This window comes from Micromonospora sp. WMMD723 (assembly GCF_049863385.1).
Classification (GTDB): domain Bacteria; phylum Actinomycetota; class Actinomycetes; order Mycobacteriales; family Micromonosporaceae; genus Micromonospora; species Micromonospora wenchangensis.
Genome location: NZ_JBMKNR010000001.1, coordinates 3,684,567 through 3,701,254, shown reverse-complemented (window position 1 = coordinate 3,701,254; position 16,688 = coordinate 3,684,567). Strand labels below are relative to the sequence as shown.

13 protein-coding genes and 1 riboswitch are annotated in these 16,688 nt (G+C 74.8%); of the genes, 6 read left to right on the top strand and 7 right to left on the bottom strand.

The annotated features are described in order from the left end of the window. Positions 1–8: 8 nt before the first annotated feature. From ACN261_RS16720 to ACN261_RS16700, 5 genes are all read right to left on the bottom strand, one after another. Complete coding sequence (locus tag ACN261_RS16720) at positions 9–470, bottom strand: hypothetical protein (protein ID WP_425850959.1); 462 nt, start codon at positions 468–470, stop codon at positions 9–11. 350 nt (positions 471–820) lie between these two features. Beyond that, on the bottom strand, positions 821–4,012 hold the full coding sequence (locus ACN261_RS16715; protein ID WP_425850957.1) for a hypothetical protein: 3,192 nt from the start codon (positions 4,010–4,012) through the stop codon (positions 821–823). Positions 4,013–4,207: 195 nt separating this feature from the next. Beyond that, on the bottom strand, positions 4,208–4,795 hold the full coding sequence (gene pgsA / locus ACN261_RS16710) for a CDP-diacylglycerol--glycerol-3-phosphate 3-phosphatidyltransferase (RefSeq protein ID WP_402892389.1): 588 nt from the start codon (positions 4,793–4,795) through the stop codon (positions 4,208–4,210). A gap of 77 nt (positions 4,796–4,872) precedes the next feature. After that, a complete protein-coding gene (gene rimO, locus ACN261_RS16705; RefSeq protein WP_421486273.1) occupies positions 4,873–6,411 on the bottom strand; it encodes a 30S ribosomal protein S12 methylthiotransferase RimO in 1,539 nt (512 codons plus the stop codon). Positions 6,412–6,498: 87 nt separating this feature from the next. Further along, positions 6,499–7,422, bottom strand: coding sequence for an ornithine cyclodeaminase family protein (locus tag ACN261_RS16700; RefSeq protein WP_425850955.1), 924 nt, complete (start codon positions 7,420–7,422; stop codon positions 6,499–6,501). A gap of 92 nt (positions 7,423–7,514) precedes the next feature. Further along, positions 7,515–7,580: riboswitch (guanidine-III (ykkC-III) riboswitch) on the top strand. 56 nt (positions 7,581–7,636) lie between these two features. Here ACN261_RS16700 and ACN261_RS16695 point away from each other — a divergent pair. Then, a complete protein-coding gene (locus tag ACN261_RS16695) occupies positions 7,637–7,951 on the top strand; it encodes a DMT family transporter (protein ID WP_204923907.1) in 315 nt (104 codons plus the stop codon). A 42-nt stretch (positions 7,952–7,993) separates the two neighbouring features. Then, the gene (locus ACN261_RS16690) at positions 7,994–8,293 is read left to right on the top strand and encodes a hypothetical protein (RefSeq protein ID WP_421486269.1); all 300 of its coding nucleotides are present in this window, start codon (positions 7,994–7,996) and stop codon (positions 8,291–8,293) included. A 101-nt stretch (positions 8,294–8,394) separates the two neighbouring features. On the opposite strand, the gene ACN261_RS16685 is transcribed toward ACN261_RS16690, so the two are convergent. Then, positions 8,395–10,866, bottom strand: coding sequence for a DNA translocase FtsK 4TM domain-containing protein (locus tag ACN261_RS16685; protein ID WP_421486267.1), 2,472 nt, complete (start codon positions 10,864–10,866; stop codon positions 8,395–8,397). Between the two features lie 113 nt (positions 10,867–10,979). Here ACN261_RS16685 and ACN261_RS16680 point away from each other — a divergent pair, with 113 nt between their 5' ends. Both ACN261_RS16680 and ACN261_RS16675 read left to right on the top strand, forming a co-directional pair. Continuing rightward, the gene (locus ACN261_RS16680; protein ID WP_421486265.1) at positions 10,980–11,456 is read left to right on the top strand and encodes a YbjN domain-containing protein; all 477 of its coding nucleotides are present in this window, start codon (positions 10,980–10,982) and stop codon (positions 11,454–11,456) included. Further along, complete coding sequence (locus ACN261_RS16675; RefSeq protein ID WP_421486264.1) at positions 11,453–13,057, top strand: YbjN domain-containing protein; 1,605 nt, start codon at positions 11,453–11,455, stop codon at positions 13,055–13,057. Before ACN261_RS16680 ends, ACN261_RS16675 begins: the two co-directional genes overlap by 4 nt. Positions 13,058–13,165: 108 nt before the next feature. On the opposite strand, the gene ACN261_RS16670 is transcribed toward ACN261_RS16675, so the two are convergent. Then, positions 13,166–14,365: a S1 family peptidase gene (locus ACN261_RS16670; protein WP_421486262.1), complete on the bottom strand. Its 1,200-nt coding sequence runs from the start codon at positions 14,363–14,365 to the stop codon at positions 13,166–13,168. Positions 14,366–14,548: 183 nt separating this feature from the next. Between ACN261_RS16670 and ACN261_RS16665 the strand changes: the two genes are divergently transcribed. Beyond that, positions 14,549–15,427, top strand: coding sequence for a helix-turn-helix domain-containing protein (locus tag ACN261_RS16665; RefSeq protein ID WP_421486261.1), 879 nt, complete (start codon positions 14,549–14,551; stop codon positions 15,425–15,427). Between the two features lie 203 nt (positions 15,428–15,630). Next, entirely contained in the window at positions 15,631–16,623 is a 993-nt protein-coding gene (locus ACN261_RS16660) for an SMP-30/gluconolactonase/LRE family protein (RefSeq protein ID WP_421486259.1), read from the top strand. Positions 16,624–16,688: the final 65 nt, after the last annotated feature.

Below are 16,688 nucleotides of genomic sequence, written 5' to 3'. Positions count from 1 at the left end.
CGGCTGGGTCAGTCGGCCCAGCCGGCGGCGTGCATGGCGTTGTGCAGCCAGTTACCGGTGTCGTGTTCGAGGTGTTCCGGCAGGGCGCCGATGATCTCGGACAGGTCCTGGTCGTCGAGGCGGGGCAGCTCGGACAGCGCCCGCTCCAGCGAGATGCGGGACCGGGCGAGCACGTCCGGATGGTCGTGGATGTACCGCGTCACGTGCGCGATCACCGTGGTCAGCCGCTGCCGGACGACGTCGGGCACCGCCGGGCCGGTGCCGGCCTGCAACTCCTCCAGCCGCCAGTCGGCGGAGAAGACCGGGTGCAGCCGTCGGCCGGTGACGTCGAAGAACTCGACCGCCCCGGCGAGCTTCTCGCCGTGGTCGGCGGTCGACAGCAGGTCGGACAGGTCCTGGTAGACGTGGCAGAACGTGTCGTCGGCCGCGATCAGCACGATCCGTCGGTCGTCGCCAGCGGTCAGGGTCATGATCACTCCTCGGGTGCCGTACGCGGACGGACGGGGCCGGTCCCCCGGCACCCGTCCGCCGCAGCGTAGGTGGTCGACCGTCCACAGTGGCACCGCCGGGCGGGCCGGCGGGGTGGACGGTCGAGCCATCGTCACCCGCCGGCTGTCCCGCCGACCCGGGTCGGATGTCCCGCCCCGGCGGGACCGATCGGACGGCGACCCCGGCACCCGACGCGGGGGCTCCGGCCGGTGACGCGCGGCAAGGGCCCTGGCCGGCCCGCGATGCGGGGGAAGGGCCCCGGCCGGCCCGGCGGGCGGGGGAAGGGTCCCACCCGTCCGGGCCGACGGGGCCCGTCCCGGTCGACGCGCGGTCAGCCCGCCGGGTGCATGCTCACCGTGGTCGCCCGGGTCATGTCGGTCGCCGCGGTCACCTCCGGCAGCCCCTCGGTGTGCCCGCCGGAACGCACCCGGGACGACCAGTGGTCGTACCGCTGGCCGAGCTGGCCGACCCGGACGAACGCCGCGCTGGCCAGGCAGGCGCTCAGCGGGTCGCGCGGCTTGTCCGGCACGCTGGCCTGGACGCAGCCGGCGCCGTACTGGCCCTGGTCACGCAGCGGGTCGAAGCCCGACCGCTCCCCGTCGCACGGGTTCCAGTCGAACGTCTGGACGCAGTCGGCGTAGTTGGCCACCGCCTGCGTCATCGCGTTGCGCAGGTGCTGGTGGGGCGACTGGTCGCCGTCGCTGCGCGGGCGGCTGTAGTCGGCGGGCAACCCCTGGCCGCCGAAGAGCAGGCCGACGAGGCTGTCGTCGAGTTCCAGCGCGGTGCCCCACCCCAGTTCGGTGTACGCCTGGAGCAGCCGCAGCGCGTCCGAGACCGCCTTGCCCTTCTGCCAGAGCACCCGGGACACCTCCCAGGTGTCGCTGCTCGGCGGGTTCGGCCCGGTGCCGGCCCGCATCACCCGGTAGAAGTACTTCTGCCGGCCGGACAGCATCGCGGCGGCCTTGCTGCGGGCGGACGTCGTCTGGCTGGCGACGACCGGGATCGCCGCCGACTCGAACGCCGGCTTGTACGTCCCCGCCCACCGCTCGGTGAGGTACTTGTTCTCGTCGTAGCAGTAGCCCTGCGGGACGGGGGAACGGACGTCCCACGAGCAGAACGTGCCGATGGGGAACACGCGGGTGGCGGTCTGCACCTCCTGCCAGTCCCCGCCGGCCCACTTGACCCGCGACCGCAGGGTGATCTGGAGGTCGCCGGTGGTGGTCTGGAACCGGGGTCCCTCGTGCTCCTCCACGTTGACGAAGTTCGCGTCGTAGCAGGTGGAGAACGCCGGGGCGTGCCCCGGTGGCATCGCGTGGTGGGCCAGGTGGAACGCGTTGGGCAGGTTGCTACGGCGCACCGTCGACGGGATCGGCCGGCTGACCCGGGTCGGGCCGCAGCCGCCGATCGACTCGGTCTCGGGAATCCGGTTCGCGGCCGGGAGTTCCTGGTCCGGGCTGCCCCACATGTCGTGCACCGGCAGGGCGTCGCTGCCGTTCCAGACCACCGCCTTACGCACGTTCTCCACCTGGGCGTTCCAGCCGGCGACCGCGGTGCGGTAGTCGGCCATCAGCGCGGTGAACAACGGGTTCGTGCTGCCGTCGGCGGCCGGCTGGCTGAACTGCCGCACCCGCTCGTTGATGGTCCGGCCGGTCTGGGCGACGGCGTCGCCACGCCCGGCGGCCACCTGGGCGGCGAACTGCGGGTTCTCCAGTTGCAGGATGTTGTAGACCCGGGCGGCGGTGGTCCAGGCGGCGGCGTTGGCGACCGGGCCGACGGTCCAGGTGCCACCGACCCGGTTACGCGCCCACTGGCCGAGGTAGTTGATCGAACCGGCGGGCAGGTGGGTGTCGAGCACGCTGACCGGGTCGGCCAGGCTGGTGCCGGCCGGCGCGGTGAAGGTGCCCTCGTCGGAGGCGTTGACGGTGGCGAAGGTGAAGGTGGGCGACTCCGCCTTCGGGTAGTAGGTGCCCAGGTAGTCCGGGATCGGCTGCCCGGTGATCTCCCTGTGGTGCACGTACGTGGTGATCACCTGGTTGAGCTGGCTCTTGGCGATGTTCTCCAGGGCCACGTGGGTGGCGAGCGCCATCGAGTCGACCTTGCGTTCGATGGTCTGCAACTGGGTGGCGATCCGACCCAGGTTGGCGCGTACCTCGTCGAGGCCCTTGGTGAGCGCGTCGAGCTGGGCGACCAGTCCGGCGTACATCTCCTTGAGCGCCGACTCGATCCGGTCGAACCGCTTGTCGATCCCCTTGGCCAGCCGGTCGATCTGCTGGCGCAGCTTGCCGATCTCGGCCTGGATCGCGGCGTTCGGGTCACCGCCCCCGGCGAACAGGCCGATCAGGCTCACCGCCGCGCCGAGCAGGTTGCCGGTCAGCACCGCCGTGCCCATCGCCGTCGCGGCCATGGTCAGCCCCTGCCCGAGCACCGTCGTCACGTACGTGTTGATCGCGGTCACCGAGGTCACCACGGCCTTGCCGATGGTCTCCAACTGCTTGCCGAACTTCTTGTCGACGAAGCCGACCAGGGTGGACAGCACCGTGACGGTCGAACCGAGACCTTCGAAGATCTTGCGGTTCGACTCGGTCCTGGCCTTCTCCGCGTCGATGACCGCCTGGCTCGGCTTCGGGTCCTGGTTGAGCGGGTACGTGTTGGCGTAGCCGACCACCTCGGTGATCCGGTTGTTGCCGTCGGTGTCGAGCACCTTCAGCGTCGCGTACGCCCGCTCCTGCACCAGCGCCTTGAAGGCGGTCGCGTCACCGCGGACGTCGCGGATCGCGGACAGCGGCACGTAGTAGCCGAGGGTGCCGGTGTTGCCGTCGGCGCGCGGCTCGTGGATCCGCGCGGCCAGCAGCCCGTCGACCGGGGTACGCACCCCGGTGCCGGTGCGCCCGGCGAACGCGCTGTCCCAGCCGGTGGCCAGCGCGTCGTCGGTGGCGGCCCGGCGGTGCAGCTCCCGCCAGGTGTCCTGGACCAGGTCCCGGGAACGGGCGTTCCACGCCGCGTCCTGGTAGCCGCCCCGGACCAGGTTCAGCGCGTCCGGCACCACGTTCGCGCCCTCCGCGCCGACCGTGCTGGTCAGGAACGCCCGCACCGCCGGGCCGGTGGTCACCGCGCCACTGGACTCGCCGAGCCGGGCCAGCACCGCCATCGCCACGGCGAACCGGGACCGGTCCTCGGCCCGCGCGTCGCCGACCGCCGCGTCGGCGACCGCCCGGGTGGTGGCCACGTGCCCGGCCACCTGGGTCGCGTCGGCACCCGGCTGGGCGCTACGCCAGTCCAGCAGCTCGGCGGTGAGCAGGGCGTCCTTCAGCCCGGCCGCCCCGGCGTCGCGCAGCTGCACCACCGCCCCGAACAGCGCCCCGTGCACCGCCTGCTCGTCGAACGGCACCGGGTCGGCGGCGCGGGCCGGACTCTGGTGCATGGTGACCGCCAGCACCGCCGTCAGGCCCGCCGCCCACAGCCGGCGGCTGCGCCACCCGCCGCCCGGGGACCGCCCCCGGGTGTGTCTCGTCGCTGTCCCCACCGCTGCTCCTCCCGCCACCGGGCGCAACCCCGCCCGCCGTCACCGGGCGTCGACCCGGCCGGGTCGACGCCGCACCGGGCACAGGGGCCGGTGCGGTGACGACTCTGCGGGGCGGGACGTCCCGACCGGCAGGGACAGCCGTCCCGCCGCACCGGGATTCCGGCGCGGCGGTTCAGCGGGAGCGGTGCGGGCCGGTCAGGGCCGGGGGCGGCGCAGGCGCAGGGCCTGGGCGACGTAGTCGAAGCCGGTGACCACGGTGACCAGCACGGCGGCCGCCATGATCCAGGGCCCGACGGCGGCCAGGGCCGCCGGCATCGGCCACAGGTACCAGGCGATGGCCAGGATCTGCAGCGCCGTCTTGAGCTTGCCGCCCCGGCTGGCGGCGATCACGCCGTGCCGGATCACCCAGAACCGCAGCCCGGTGATGCCCAGCTCGCGGACGAGGATCAGCACCGTCACCCACCAGGGCAGCCGGTCGTAGACGGACAGCAGCACCAGGGCCGCTCCGGTGAGCGCCTTGTCGGCGATCGGGTCGGCCACCTTGCCGACCGAGGTGACCAGGCCGAAGCGGCGGGCGATCCAGCCGTCCACCAGGTCGGTCATCGAGGCGAACGCGAAGATCAGGCAGGCGGCGATCCGCCACCCGCCGTGGGTCATGCCGGAGGCGACCACCGACGCGGCGAAGACCGGCACCAGCACCAGCCGCAGCAGGGTCAGGCCGTTGGCCGCGTTGAGCACCGGCACCCGGGCCACCGGCGGCGCGGACTCCGCCGCCCCGGTCACCGCCGCGCCCCGCTCCGGCCGTCGAGGCCCACCTGGCACCGCCCCACCTGGCTCCCCCGCTCCGTCCGGGCCCACCGTCACCGTTCCGCGCCGGGCGCCGCCGAGATCATCTCATCCGGCACGGCCACCAGGTCGACGCCCTCGGTCGCGGTGACCGTGGCCCGGACGAGGTCGCCGGGGCGCAACGCGGCCAGGTCGACCCCGCCGCCGACCGGGGCGACCAGGGTGGTCGAGCCGTCGACCTCGGGGGCCTGGTGCGCCGCCCGCCCCTCCACCACGCCGTCGTCGACGGTGTCGACGAGCACCTCGACGGTGCTGCCGAGCCGTTCCTCGGCCCGCTGCGAGCACAACTCGTCGGCGAGCGCGGCGAGCCGGTCGTAGCGGCGCTTGACGGTGGCGGCGGAGAGCTTGCCGGGCAGCCCGGCGGCCTCGGTGCCGTCCTCGTCGCTGTAGTCGAACACGCCTATCGCGTCGAGCCGCGCCTCGGTCAGGAAGCGGGTCAGCTCGGCCACGTCCTGCCGGGTCTCACCGGGGAAACCGACGATGAAGTTGCTCCGCGCGCCCGCCTCCGGGGCCAGGGCACGGGCGCTCGCCAGCAGCTCCAGGAACCGGTCGGTGGAGCCGAACCGGCGCATCCGGCGCAGCACCGGCTCGCTGGAGTGCTGGAACGACAGGTCGAAGTAGGCGGCCACGCCGGGGGTGGTGGCGATCGCCTCGACCAGGCCGGGCCGGGTCTCGGCGGGCTGGAGGTAGCTGGCCCGCACCCGGACGATGCCGTCGATCGCGGCGAGTTGCGGCAGCAGCTTCTCCAGCGCCCGCGGGTCGCCCAGGTCCTTGCCGTACGACGTCGAGTTCTCGCTGACCAGCACCAGCTCGCGGACGCCCGTCTTGGCCAGCCACTCCGCCTCGGCCAGCAGCTCGTCGGGGGTACGTGAGACGAACGCGCCCCGGAACGCGGGGATCGCGCAGAACGCGCACCGCCTGTCGCAGCCGCTGGCCAGCTTCAGCGAGGCCACCGGGCCGGTGTCGAGCCGGCGGCGCAGCACCTGCCGCAGGTGCGCCGGGGTGTGCGCGTCGGTCTCCGGCGCGACCCGGGTGGGGGTGCCGTGGCCGGGCAGCGACACCGCCGACTCCCGCCGGGCGACCGGGGTCAGCGGCAGCAGCTCACGGCGGTCGCGGGGGGTGTGCGCGCCGATCGCCTCGCCGGCCAGCACCGAGTCGAGCCGGGCGGCGATGTCGGGGTAGTCGTCGAAGCTGAGCACCGCCTGCGCCTCGGGGAGGCTGTCGGCCAGCTCCCGGCCGTACCGCTCGGCCATGCAGCCGGCGGCGACCACCTTCGCCCCGGTGTCGGCGGCGGCGAGCAGGGTCTGGATCGAGTCCTGCTTGGCCTTCTCCACGAACCCGCAGGTGTTGACGACCACCACGTCGGCACCCTCGCCGTCGGTAGTGACCTGCCAGCCGTCGGCGTGCAGCCGGGCGGCCAGCTCCTCCGAGTCGACCTCGTTGCGGGCGCAGCCCAGGGTCAGCAGGGCGACCCGGCGGCCGTCGGCGGGCGACGGCGCCGGGGCGGGCCGCGACGGGCCGGCGTTGTCAGGCGTGGGGGTGGCGGACACCATCCGAGGGTACCGGGCGACGTCGCGGGCCCGACCGACGGCGGCGTGCGGTGTCGGCCGGTTCACCCCGCCGCCCGGCCCGGCCAGCGGTCAGACCGTCGTCGCGCCCACCCGGACCAGGCGGTCCAGCAGGGCGACCTCGGTGCCGGCCAGGCCGGTGGAGCAGAACACCGACACCTGGTCCGCGCCGGTGCGGCCGGGGACCGCGCCGGCCAGCACCGCCCCCAGGTCGCGCAACCTGCCCGGGTACGGCCCGACGGCGGTCAGCATCGGGGGGTCGTACGCCGCCGCCTGGGCCGGCGAGTCGGTGACCAGCACGTCGGCGGCGTCGAGCAGGTCGGTGCCGAACTCGTGCCGGTGCACCTGCTTGAAGCCGACGGTGTTGACGTGGGTGCCCGGGGCGAGATCGGTGGCGGCCAGCACCGGGGTGACGCTGGTGGTGGCGAGCACCACCACGTCCCGGTCGCGGACCGCCCCAGCGGCCGAGCCGACGGCGCGGGCGGGTATCCCCAGCTCGGCGCGGACCCGGGCGGCGAACGCCTCGCGGCGGGCCGCCGAGCGGCTGTGCACGGTCACCTCGCGCAGGGGCCGGACGGCGGCGGTCGCCCAGACCTGCGTCCACGCCTGCCCGCCGGAGCCGATCACGCCCAGGGTGGCGGCGTCCGGGCGGGCCAGGGCGTCGACGGCCACCGCGCCCAGTCCGCCGGTACGCCGGGAGCCCAGCTCCGCGCCGACGGCGATGGCCCGTACCGCCCCCGTCCGGGCGTCGTGCAGCACCACGAGCTGCTCGCCGGCCGGGTGGCCGAGGGTGTCGTAGGAGCGGAAGCCGTACCACTCGTCGGTGAGCTGCCCGGCGGTGAGCACCATCCGCCCACCGGCCAGCGGTGCGGAGGCCCGGGGTGGGGCGACGAGCCGGCCGACGTGGGCGGCCAGCAGGGCGTCCCGCATCGCCGCGACGGTGGTCGGCGCGTCCAGGGCGGCGGCGACCTGCCGGTCGTCGAAGAGCAGCGTCATGCCCCCCATGCTGCAACCTCAAGCTGACTTCAACTCAAGGTGTGGTGGGGAGGATCACCCCACCCCGCCGACCGGCGGTGCTAACGTCGGTCGTGGTGGCCCGCGCGGCCGCCCCGGACGAGTCGCGGGCGTACCCGGTCAGGCCAAGACGCCCCGTACCGAACCGACTCGTCCCCGGCAGACGGCCCGGGACCGACCCCCGAGGTGATGCCCGATGGCCTGGATCGTGCTGGTGCTCTCCGGACTCCTGGAGACCGCGTGGGCGGTCTCCCTCGACCGCAGCGCCGGATTCACCAGGCCGCTGCCCTCGGCCGTCTTCGCGGTCACCCTGGTCGCCAGCATGGCCGGCCTGGCGTACGCGCTGCGCGACATCCCCGTCGGCACCGGCTACGCGGTCTGGGTCGGCATCGGGGCGGTCGGCACCGCCGTGGTCGGCATGGTCGCCCTCGGTGAGTCGACGAGCCTGCCCCGGCTGCTCAGCCTGCTGCTGGTGGTGGCCGGTGTGGTCGGTCTCAAGCTCTTCCACTGAGTGGCCCGGCCCCCGCCGGGGTCGATGCGTAGTTTCCGTCCGGTGTGGGTAGTGATCGACCACCACAGCAACCAGCCCCCGACCACGGAGGACGTCATGGCCGACACCCACGCCCCCGCCCGCCCGCGTACCAACGCCGCCCGCATCTGCACCATCCTGGCGTTCGTCTTCGCCGTCGTCGCGCTGCTGATCGCGCCGGTCATCTTCGGCATCATCGGTCTGGCGCTCGGCATCGTCGGCGCGGTGCTCGGCGACAAGCCGCTGGGCTGGTACGCCGCCGCCGCGAACGTGGCCGCCATCGTCCTGAGCCTCGTGCTGATCAGCGCCATGATGAACAGCTGACCAGACGCACCCGCGCGAACGGGCCCGCCGGATTCCCGGCGGGCCCGTCGCACGTCCCGGCCCGGTCGGGGGTACGCCCCCCGGCCGGCGCGCCGACGGGGTCAGTCCACGTCGCCGCGCAGGCCGACCAGCACCTCGTCCAGCTCGTCCGGCTTGACCAGCACGTCGCGGGCCTTGGAACCCTCGGACGGGCCGACCACCCCCCGGGTCTCCATCAGGTCCATCAACCGCCCGGCCTTGGCGAAGCCGACCCGCAGCTTGCGCTGGAGCATCGAGGTCGAGCCGAACTGCGAGGTCACCACCAGCTCCACCGCCTGCACCAGCAGGTCCAGGTCGTCGCCGATGTCCTCGTCGATCTTCTTCTTGCTGTCCTGTGCCGGGGCCAGCACGTCGGAGCGGAACTCCGGCTCGCGCTGGTCCTTGCAGAACTTCACCACGTCGGCGATCTCGCGCTCGGTCACCCAGGCGCCCTGGATGCGGACCGGCTTCGACGCGCCCATCGGCAGGAACAGCCCGTCGCCCCGGCCGAGCAGCTTCTCCGCACCCGGCTGGTCGAGGATGACCCGGGAGTCGGCGAGCGACGAGGTGGCGAACGCCAGCCGGGACGGCACGTTCGCCTTGATCAGGCCGGTCACCACGTCGACGCTCGGCCGCTGGGTGGCCAGCACCAGGTGGATGCCGGCGGCACGGGCCAACTGGGTGATCCGGACGACCGAGTCCTCCACGTCGCGCGGGGCGACCATCATCAGGTCGGCCAGCTCGTCCACGATCACCAGCAGGTACGGGTACGGCCGCATCTCCCGCTCGCTGCCCGGCGGGGCCTTGATCTCGCCGTTGCGCACCTTGCGGTTGAAGTCGTCGATGTGCCGGACCCCGTTGGCGGCGAGGTCGTCGTAGCGCATGTCCATCTCGCGGACGACCCACTCCAGCGAGTCGGCCGCCTTCTTGGCGTTGGTCACGATCGGGGTGACCAGGTGCGGGATGCCCTCGTACCCGGTCATCTCGACCCGCTTGGGGTCGATGAGCAGCAGCCGCACCTCGTCCGGCGTGGCCCGGGTCAGGATGGACACCAGCAGGGTGTTGAGGCAGCTCGACTTGCCCGCGCCGGTGGCCCCGGCGATCAGGATGTGCGGCATCTTCGCGAGGTTGGCGACCACGAAGCCGCCCTCGATGTCCTTGCCGAGGGCCACCACCATCGGATGGTGGTCGCTGGTGGCGGCCCGGGACCGCAGCACGTCGCCGAGGGCGACGTTCTCCGGGTCGGTGTTGGGGATCTCCACCCCGACCGCGCTCTTGCCCGGGATGGGGCTGAGGATGCGGACGTCGGGCGACTTCACCGCGTACGCGATGTTGCGGGAGAGCTGGGTGATCCGCTCGACCTTGACCCCGTGCCCCAGCTCGACCTCGTAGCGGGTGACGGTGGGGCCCCGGGTGAAGCCGGTGACCTCGGCGTCCACCCCGAACTGGTCGAAGACGCCGGTCAACGCGGCGATCACCTCGTCGTTGGCCTTGCTGCGGGTCTTCGGGGCCGCGCCACCGGTGAGCATGTTGGCCGGCGGCAGCACGTAGTCGCCGGCCAGCCCGGTCAGCGCGAGCTGCTCGGCGCGGGTGGGCGGGGCGGAGTGCTCCGGCGGCTCCGCCGGCTTGCGGCTGGCCGGCACCCGGCTCGCCGGCCGGCGGGGCAGCACGATCGTCTCCTGGAGGTCGACCTCCGGGCCGACGTCGTCGAAGTCGTCCGGGTCGGGCGGCGGTGGCGCGGCCTTGCGGGCCGGGCGTTTACGGGCCGGCTTCGCGACGACCTCCGCCGGCTCCGCGTCCTCCTGCTCCGGCGCCTCGGGCGGCGCGACCAGCGTGCCGGCGAGCAGACCGAGCCGCTCCGGGATCTTGTTGATCGGGGTGGCGGTCACCACCAGCAGGCCGAAGACGAGCAGCAGGATCAGCAGCGGCATCGCCACCCACGCGGTCACCGCCCGCTCCAGCAGGTCGCCGACGCCGGCACCGACGAGGCCACCGGCGTAGTCACGCTGCACCGGGTCGACCGGATTCTGTCCGATGTGCAGCATCGCCGCCGTGGCGACCAGCATGGAACCCCAGCCGACCAGGCCCCTCCCCCGGTGCTCCGGAGCCACCGGGGTCCGCATCAACCGCCACGCGCCGATCATCAGCAGCACCGGCACCACCACCGCGATCGCACCCAGGAACAGGCGTACGGTGTCGGCCAGCCGCGCGCCGAACGGGCCGGCACCGGAGAACCAGATCGCCACCGCGCTGAGGATGGCCAGCCCGAACAGCAGCAGACCGGCGCCGTCGCGGCGGTGCTCCGGGTCCAGCTCCCGGGCCGAGGCGGCCTGCCGACCGGCGGCCCGGAAACCCCAGCCGACCCCGTGCGCCAGCCCCATCCACAGTGCCCCGACGGCCCGGCCCACGTACGCCGCCGGGGCTGGTCGGGGGGCCGGTCGCCGCCGGGCCGTCGCCCGGGTGGTCTTCTTCGCCGGCTGACGGGCACGACTGTTCGTGGTGCCGCGCGGCGACGCGCCGCGTCGCCGGCTCGCCTGAGAGGTACGGCCCGCCATAGAGTCACCGTAACGGCGTTACCCGGCAGATCGCCGCTTTTCCGGGTCGTGTCCGCGCGTCGCAGCGCGGACCACGCCCGCAGACGTGTTATTCGCCTCAGAAGGGATGCCCGATGGCGTCGCCTGCTTTCGCGGACCGTCCCGACCCCCTCGCGGGTGACCCGCAGGCCCTGCGTCCGCTGACCGCCGACCTGGTCGCCGCCGTGCTGGGCACCCGGGGGTACGTCGTGGTCGCCGACGGGGACGGGGACCTCGTGGGTCGCTGGGACGACAGCCTGATCTGGTTCCTGCGTCGGGGTGGCCGTGGCGAGCTGCTCCAGGTCCGCACCCTGGCGGCGACGACCTTCGGCATCGAGCACGTGCCGGCGCTCTACGCCTTCTGCAACTCGTGGAACCACGAGTGGTTCTGGCCGAAGGCGTTCGTGCACGTCGACGACGACGGTCGGGCCCAGGTCTGTGGCGAGGTGATCACCGACCTGGAACGCGGGGTCACCCCGCACCAGCTCGACCGGCTGCTCGACCGTGGCATCACCGAAGGCTGCCGGCTCGCCGCCGCCGTCGGCCAACTGCCCGGCCGGACGCCCGGATGACCGGCGGGTTCGCTCCCGGGGCGGACGGGTCGGCCGCGCCGCGCGACCCGGTCCTTTCCGCCGCGTTCGCCGACGCCGGGGACCTGCCCGACGGGGAGGCCCGGCTGGCCGAACTCGACCGGATCGCCGCCCGCGCCGACGCGCTCGGCGACCCGCACTCCGCCCTGGACGCCCGGTTCGCGCTGGTGGCGGCGTACCTGCGGCACGGTGGCCGGTGGCGGATCATCGAGCCGGTGCGCCGTCTGCTGGCCACCGTGGACCGGTCCCCCGACCTGCTCGACGCCCGCCCCGGCGACGCGGAACTGCTGCGGCGGCACCTGCGCCAGGCGGTGGAGGCCGCGATCGGCACCCCCCGGATCGGGCTGGACCAGGCCAACGCCCTGCTCGACGCGCTGGCCCGCCGGGTCGGCGCGGAGGCCGGGGTGGTCGCCCAGCTACGCTGCCGGCTCGCCGACCACGCCGGTGACGAGCCCACCGCCCGCCGGTGGTACGACAGGTGGACGGCCGCCGAGGCGGACCCGGAGGGTGGCTGCCCCGCCTGCCTGGCGGTACGCCGCGCCGAACTGCTCGCCGGCTGGGGCGACGACCGGGCCGCGTTGGCGGCGCTGCGTCCCGCGCTCGACGCCGGGGTCGACTGCACCGACCAGCCGGAGCGGGCCCTCGCGGTGGGGCTGCTGCCGTGGCTGCGCACCGGGGCGGCCGGTCGGGCCGCGACGGCGCACCTGCGGGCGTACCGGCGGCACCGGCGGGAACGGGCCGCATTGCCGTACCTGGCCGCGCAGTTGCGGTTCTGCGCGCTGGCCGGGCACCCGGACCGGGCGCTGGACCTCCTCGCCGAGCAGTTGCCCCGGCTGGACCACCCCTACGACGACCTGTCGGCGATGGAGTTCGCCGCCGCCGGGGCGCTGGTCTGCGCGCTCGCCGCCGAGTCCGGCCGGGACGCCCGCCGGGTCCGCCGCCCCGGCCACGCCGACCGGCCCACCGCCGACCTGGACGTGGCGACCCTCGGCACCGACCTGCTGGCCGAGGCGACCCGGCTGGCCGGCAGCTTCGACGCACGCAACGGCACCGGGCACCACGCCGGGCGGATCGCCGCCTGGCTGGCCGAACGGCCGACGGGTGACCCGGTGCCCCTCCCGGCGCCGGAGAGCGTCGACGACCCGGCCGACGAGCCGTTCCTGCCCTCGGCCGAGGAGCCGGCCCCGCTGAGCCTTTCGCAGCTCACCGCCGTGCTGGACGCCCGGGGCGACGTGTACGCCGTCGACGCCGCAGGCGTGGTGGTCGGCCGCTGGGACGAGGCGGTCGTGCAGTTCCGCCTGCTGGGCCGGGACGGGGAGATCCTGCACGCCCGGGTGGTGGCGGCCCGGCGGCTGGCGGCGGGACGGCTCGCCGAGGCGTACGAGTTCTGCAACGCGTGGAACCACGACCGGCTGCTGCCGAAGGCGTACGTCCACGAGTTGCCCGGCGGTGAGCTGGTGCTGGCCGGCGACGTCACCACCGACCTGGCGCACGGGGTGGCCCCGGCGCAGCTCGGCATCCTGGTCGACGCGGCGGTGAGCACCGGCGTCGCGTACGCCGAGGCGGTCGCCGCCCTGCCCTGACCGCCGCCCTGCCCTGACCGCCACCGGCCGACGGGGCGTGCACGCGCGAGCGGCCCCCGACCTCCGGGCGGTGGAGGTCGGGGGCCGCGGTACCGGGGGCCGGGGTGGTTACCGACCGCGTCGCGTCGCCTGCTGGCCGCCGTTCGCGGTGACCAGGGTCAGGTTGTTGCGCTGGAGGATCTCGTTGACCGGCTGGAAGAAGGTGACGCCGCCGACGGTGCAGTCACCGGAGCCGCCGGAGGTGACGCCCTGCGCCTGGTCACCGGCGATCCACGAGCCACCGGAGTCGCCAGGTTCGGCGCAGACGTCGGTCCGGGTCAGGCCGGTCACCGTCCCCTCCGGATAGTTGACGGTGGCGTTGCGGGCCTGCACGACGCCGCACCGGGCACCGGTGGTGGAGCCGGAACGGCAGATCGACGCGCCGGGCGGCACCTCGACGGAGCCGTTGACCGGCACCGTGCCGCCGTTGAAGTCGCTGACCACCCCCTGCGGGGTCCACTGGCCGTTGGTACGCACGAACGCCCAGTCGTCACGCGGGAACGACGACGCCGCGAACACCCCCTGCCGGGCCTGGTTGAACCCGGTGGTGCGGTCCCCGACCCGGCCGCAGTGCCCGGCGGTGACGAACCCGCCGACCACCGCGAAGCCGATCGAGCAGCGCCCGACGTCGTTGATGAAGAACGGGTCGCCGCCGACCAGGTCGAACAGCGGGCGCGGCTGCTCCCGGGAGGTGGTGACCCGGACCGCGTCCGCCGGGGCCCCGCTGCCCGCCGCCCACCGGCGGGCCCGCGCCTCGGCGCCCGGCTGGGCGAGCACCACCACCGAGTTGGTGGCGACGTCGACGTACCAGCCGGTGATGGCCGGGGACGCCTGCCGCCCGACCGCGTCGAGCCGGGTCTTCGCCGCGTCCAGCTCGCTGACGGCCCGGTCGACCGCCTTGGGCACCGCACCGGCGGCCCGGACCCGGTCGGCCTTCGCGGGGTCGGCGACGGCCACGTTCAGGGTGGACCCGTCGCCGCTGAGCCAGGCCCCGCCGTAGTCGTTGCCGAGCGCGGCCCGCAGCCCGGTCAACCGGGCGGTCGCCTGCTGCTCGGCGGTCAACCGCCGGACCGCCTGGTCCCGGCTGATCCGCAGGTCCCGGCTGAGCGCGTCCACCACCTCGGGGGCCGGCCCACCGGCCGCGCGGGCGTCGGTCCCCCCGGCGCGTGGCGCGCCCTGGTCACCGGCGAACGACGGCAGGGTCACCGCCGCCGTCAGTCCCGCTGCCGCCAGCACGACGCCGATCGCTGTCATCCGTCTGCGGTCCATCCGCCATGCTCCTCCCGGCCGACGCGGGGTACGCCCGCCGGACGGAGGTACGCAGACGGCCGCCGAACGGATGAGCCGATCCGCAGTTATCGACGTACGGTGACCGTCGGGTCACGCATTCCCGCGCTGCCTGTCCCCCGTAGGGTGTGGTTGGCCGGGTGGCCGCCGCCGATACTGGGAGTCATGCAGGCGCAACGACAACTCGGCGAGTTCCTCCGCTCGCGACGCTCCCGGCTCAGCCCTCAGGAGGCCGGGGTGGCCACCTACGGCGGCCGACGGCGGGTGCCGGGGCTGCGCCGGGAGGAGCTGGCCCTGCTGGCCGGGGTGAGCGCCTCGTACTACGCCCGGCTGGAGCAGGGGCTGGCCACGAACGCCTCACCCGAGGTGCTGGACGCGCTCAGCCGGGCGCTGCGGCTCGACGCCGCGGAACGCCGCCACCTGTCCGGGCTGGCCGCCGGCCCCCGCCGCCCGGCCGTCCGCCGGCCGCCGCCGGAGCGCGTCGACCCGGCCGTACGCCAGCTCGTCGCCGCCCTCGGGGACGTGCCCGCGCTGGTGCTCGGCCGCCGGCTCGACGTGCTGGCCTGGAACACCGCCGGCCACGCCCTGTTCGCCGGTCACCTGGAACCCGACGCGGTGCACCGACCGGACCGGCGGCCCAACATGGCGCGGCTGGTCTTCCTCGACGCGCACACCCGCGACCTGTACGTCGACTGGCCGGCCAAGGCCCGGGCCGTGGTGGCGACCCTGCGGATGACCTCCGGACAGCACCCGACGGACCCGCTGCTCGCCGCGCTGGTGGGCGACCTCGCGGTGGGCAGCCCCGAGTTCGCCGCCCGGTGGGCCGACCACCGGGTCAAGGCCGGCGGCACCGCCGCGTACGCGATGCGGCACCCGCTGGTCGGCACGCTGACCGTCACCCAACAGAGCCTGCGCACCGAGGACGACCAGACGGTCGTCGTCGCCACCACCGCACCGGGTTCCCCGTCGCAGGCGGCGATGACCCTGCTGGTGCACGCCGCGGTCACCGGCCGTGCCGCCGCCCGGCAACCGCTGCCCGGCTGACCCTCCCCTCCCGATCCCGGCGGCGCCGACAGGGTGCCGCCGTCCCACCCGGCCGCGCCGGGCCCGCCACCGGACCGTGTGGTCCGGCGGGGGTCGGCGCTGCCCGACACCACGCGACGACGGCGCTCCGCACGGGGCGTCCGGTCGTCCGCGCCCGAAACCGGACCCGCTCGGCGGGTCCGCACACCCACGAAGGACGAACCATGCGCAGAAGAATCCGTACCCTCGCGGTGGCCGTCGCGGCAGTCGGCGTCCTGGCCGCACCGGCGACGCCTGCGGCACCGGCGGTGGCCGGCCCGACGGCGGGCGTCCCGGCCGCCCCCGTCGCCCCGGCGGCCCTGCCGGCCCGGATCGCGGTCCACTTCGACCCGGCGACGGGTCAGCTGCCGGAGAACATCACGTGGGCCCCCGACGGCACCGCCTACCTCACCTTCGCGGCGGCCCGGCAGGTCGTCGCCGTCGACCCGGCGGGCCGGACCCGGGTGCTGGCCACCCTGCCCGCCCCCGCCGACGGCGGCGTGCACACCCCGGTGCTCGGCTTCGCCCTGACCACCGGGATCGTCCGGACCGGCGACGGCACCCTGTACTTCCTGTACGCCAGCGGCGACGCCGCCAGCACCGGCCTCTACCGGCTGACGCCCGGTCAGCCGCCCCGACGGATCGCCGCGCTGCCCGCCGCCGGGCTGCCCAACGGGCTGGCGCTCGACCCGACGGGCCGGACGTTCTACCTGACCGACTCGGTGCTCGGCACCATCTCCACGGTGCCGCTGGCCGGCGGCCCGGCCCGGGTCTGGTCGTCGGCGTCCGCCCTCGCCGCGACGGGCTTCCTCGGCGTCAACGGCGTCAAGGTGCGCGGCGGCGCGGTCTGGGTGACCAACCTGGACCAGGGCACCCTGCTGCGGATTCCGCTGCGGCAGGGCCGGCCGGGAGCCGTCGAGGTCAGGGCGACCGGGCTGGTCGGCATCGACGACTTCGCGTTCACCGCCGACGGCCGGGTCGTCGCCGCCCTCAACGGGCCAAACACGGTGGTGGGCATCGACCACGACGGGCGGAGCCGGACCCTGCTGACCGGTGCCGACGGGCTGCAGAACCCGACCTCGGTGGCCGTACGCGGGCACACGGTCCTGGTGGCCAGCGCCGCCTACGTCACGGCGACCGACCCCAACCTGATCGTGGCCACCCTGCGCCACCGCTGAACCGACCGGACAACGGGCCGGCCACCGTCGTCACGACGGTGGCCGGCCCGCGGCGTCCGGGTGGG

Bases quoted from the DNA above. Each gene is read 5' to 3' on its own strand.
- ACN261_RS16720 (WP_425850959.1), bottom strand. From the start codon at position 470: ATGACCCTGACCGCTGGCGACGACCGACGGATCGTGCTGATCGCGGCC.
- rimO (WP_421486273.1), bottom strand. From the start codon at position 6,411: ATGGTGTCCGCCACCCCCACGCCTGACAACGCCGGCCCGTCGCGGCCC.
- ACN261_RS16700 (WP_425850955.1), bottom strand. From the start codon at position 7,422: ATGACGCTGCTCTTCGACGACCGGCAGGTCGCCGCCGCCCTGGACGCG.
- ACN261_RS16695 (WP_204923907.1), top strand. From the start codon at position 7,637: ATGGCCTGGATCGTGCTGGTGCTCTCCGGACTCCTGGAGACCGCGTGG.
- ACN261_RS16685 (WP_421486267.1), bottom strand. From the start codon at position 10,866: ATGGCGGGCCGTACCTCTCAGGCGAGCCGGCGACGCGGCGCGTCGCCG.
- ACN261_RS16680 (WP_421486265.1), top strand. From the start codon at position 10,980: ATGGCGTCGCCTGCTTTCGCGGACCGTCCCGACCCCCTCGCGGGTGAC.
- ACN261_RS16675 (WP_421486264.1), top strand. From the start codon at position 11,453: ATGACCGGCGGGTTCGCTCCCGGGGCGGACGGGTCGGCCGCGCCGCGC.
- ACN261_RS16670 (WP_421486262.1), bottom strand. From the start codon at position 14,365: ATGGACCGCAGACGGATGACAGCGATCGGCGTCGTGCTGGCGGCAGCG.
- ACN261_RS16665 (WP_421486261.1), top strand. From the start codon at position 14,549: ATGCAGGCGCAACGACAACTCGGCGAGTTCCTCCGCTCGCGACGCTCC.
- ACN261_RS16660 (WP_421486259.1), top strand. From the start codon at position 15,631: ATGCGCAGAAGAATCCGTACCCTCGCGGTGGCCGTCGCGGCAGTCGGC.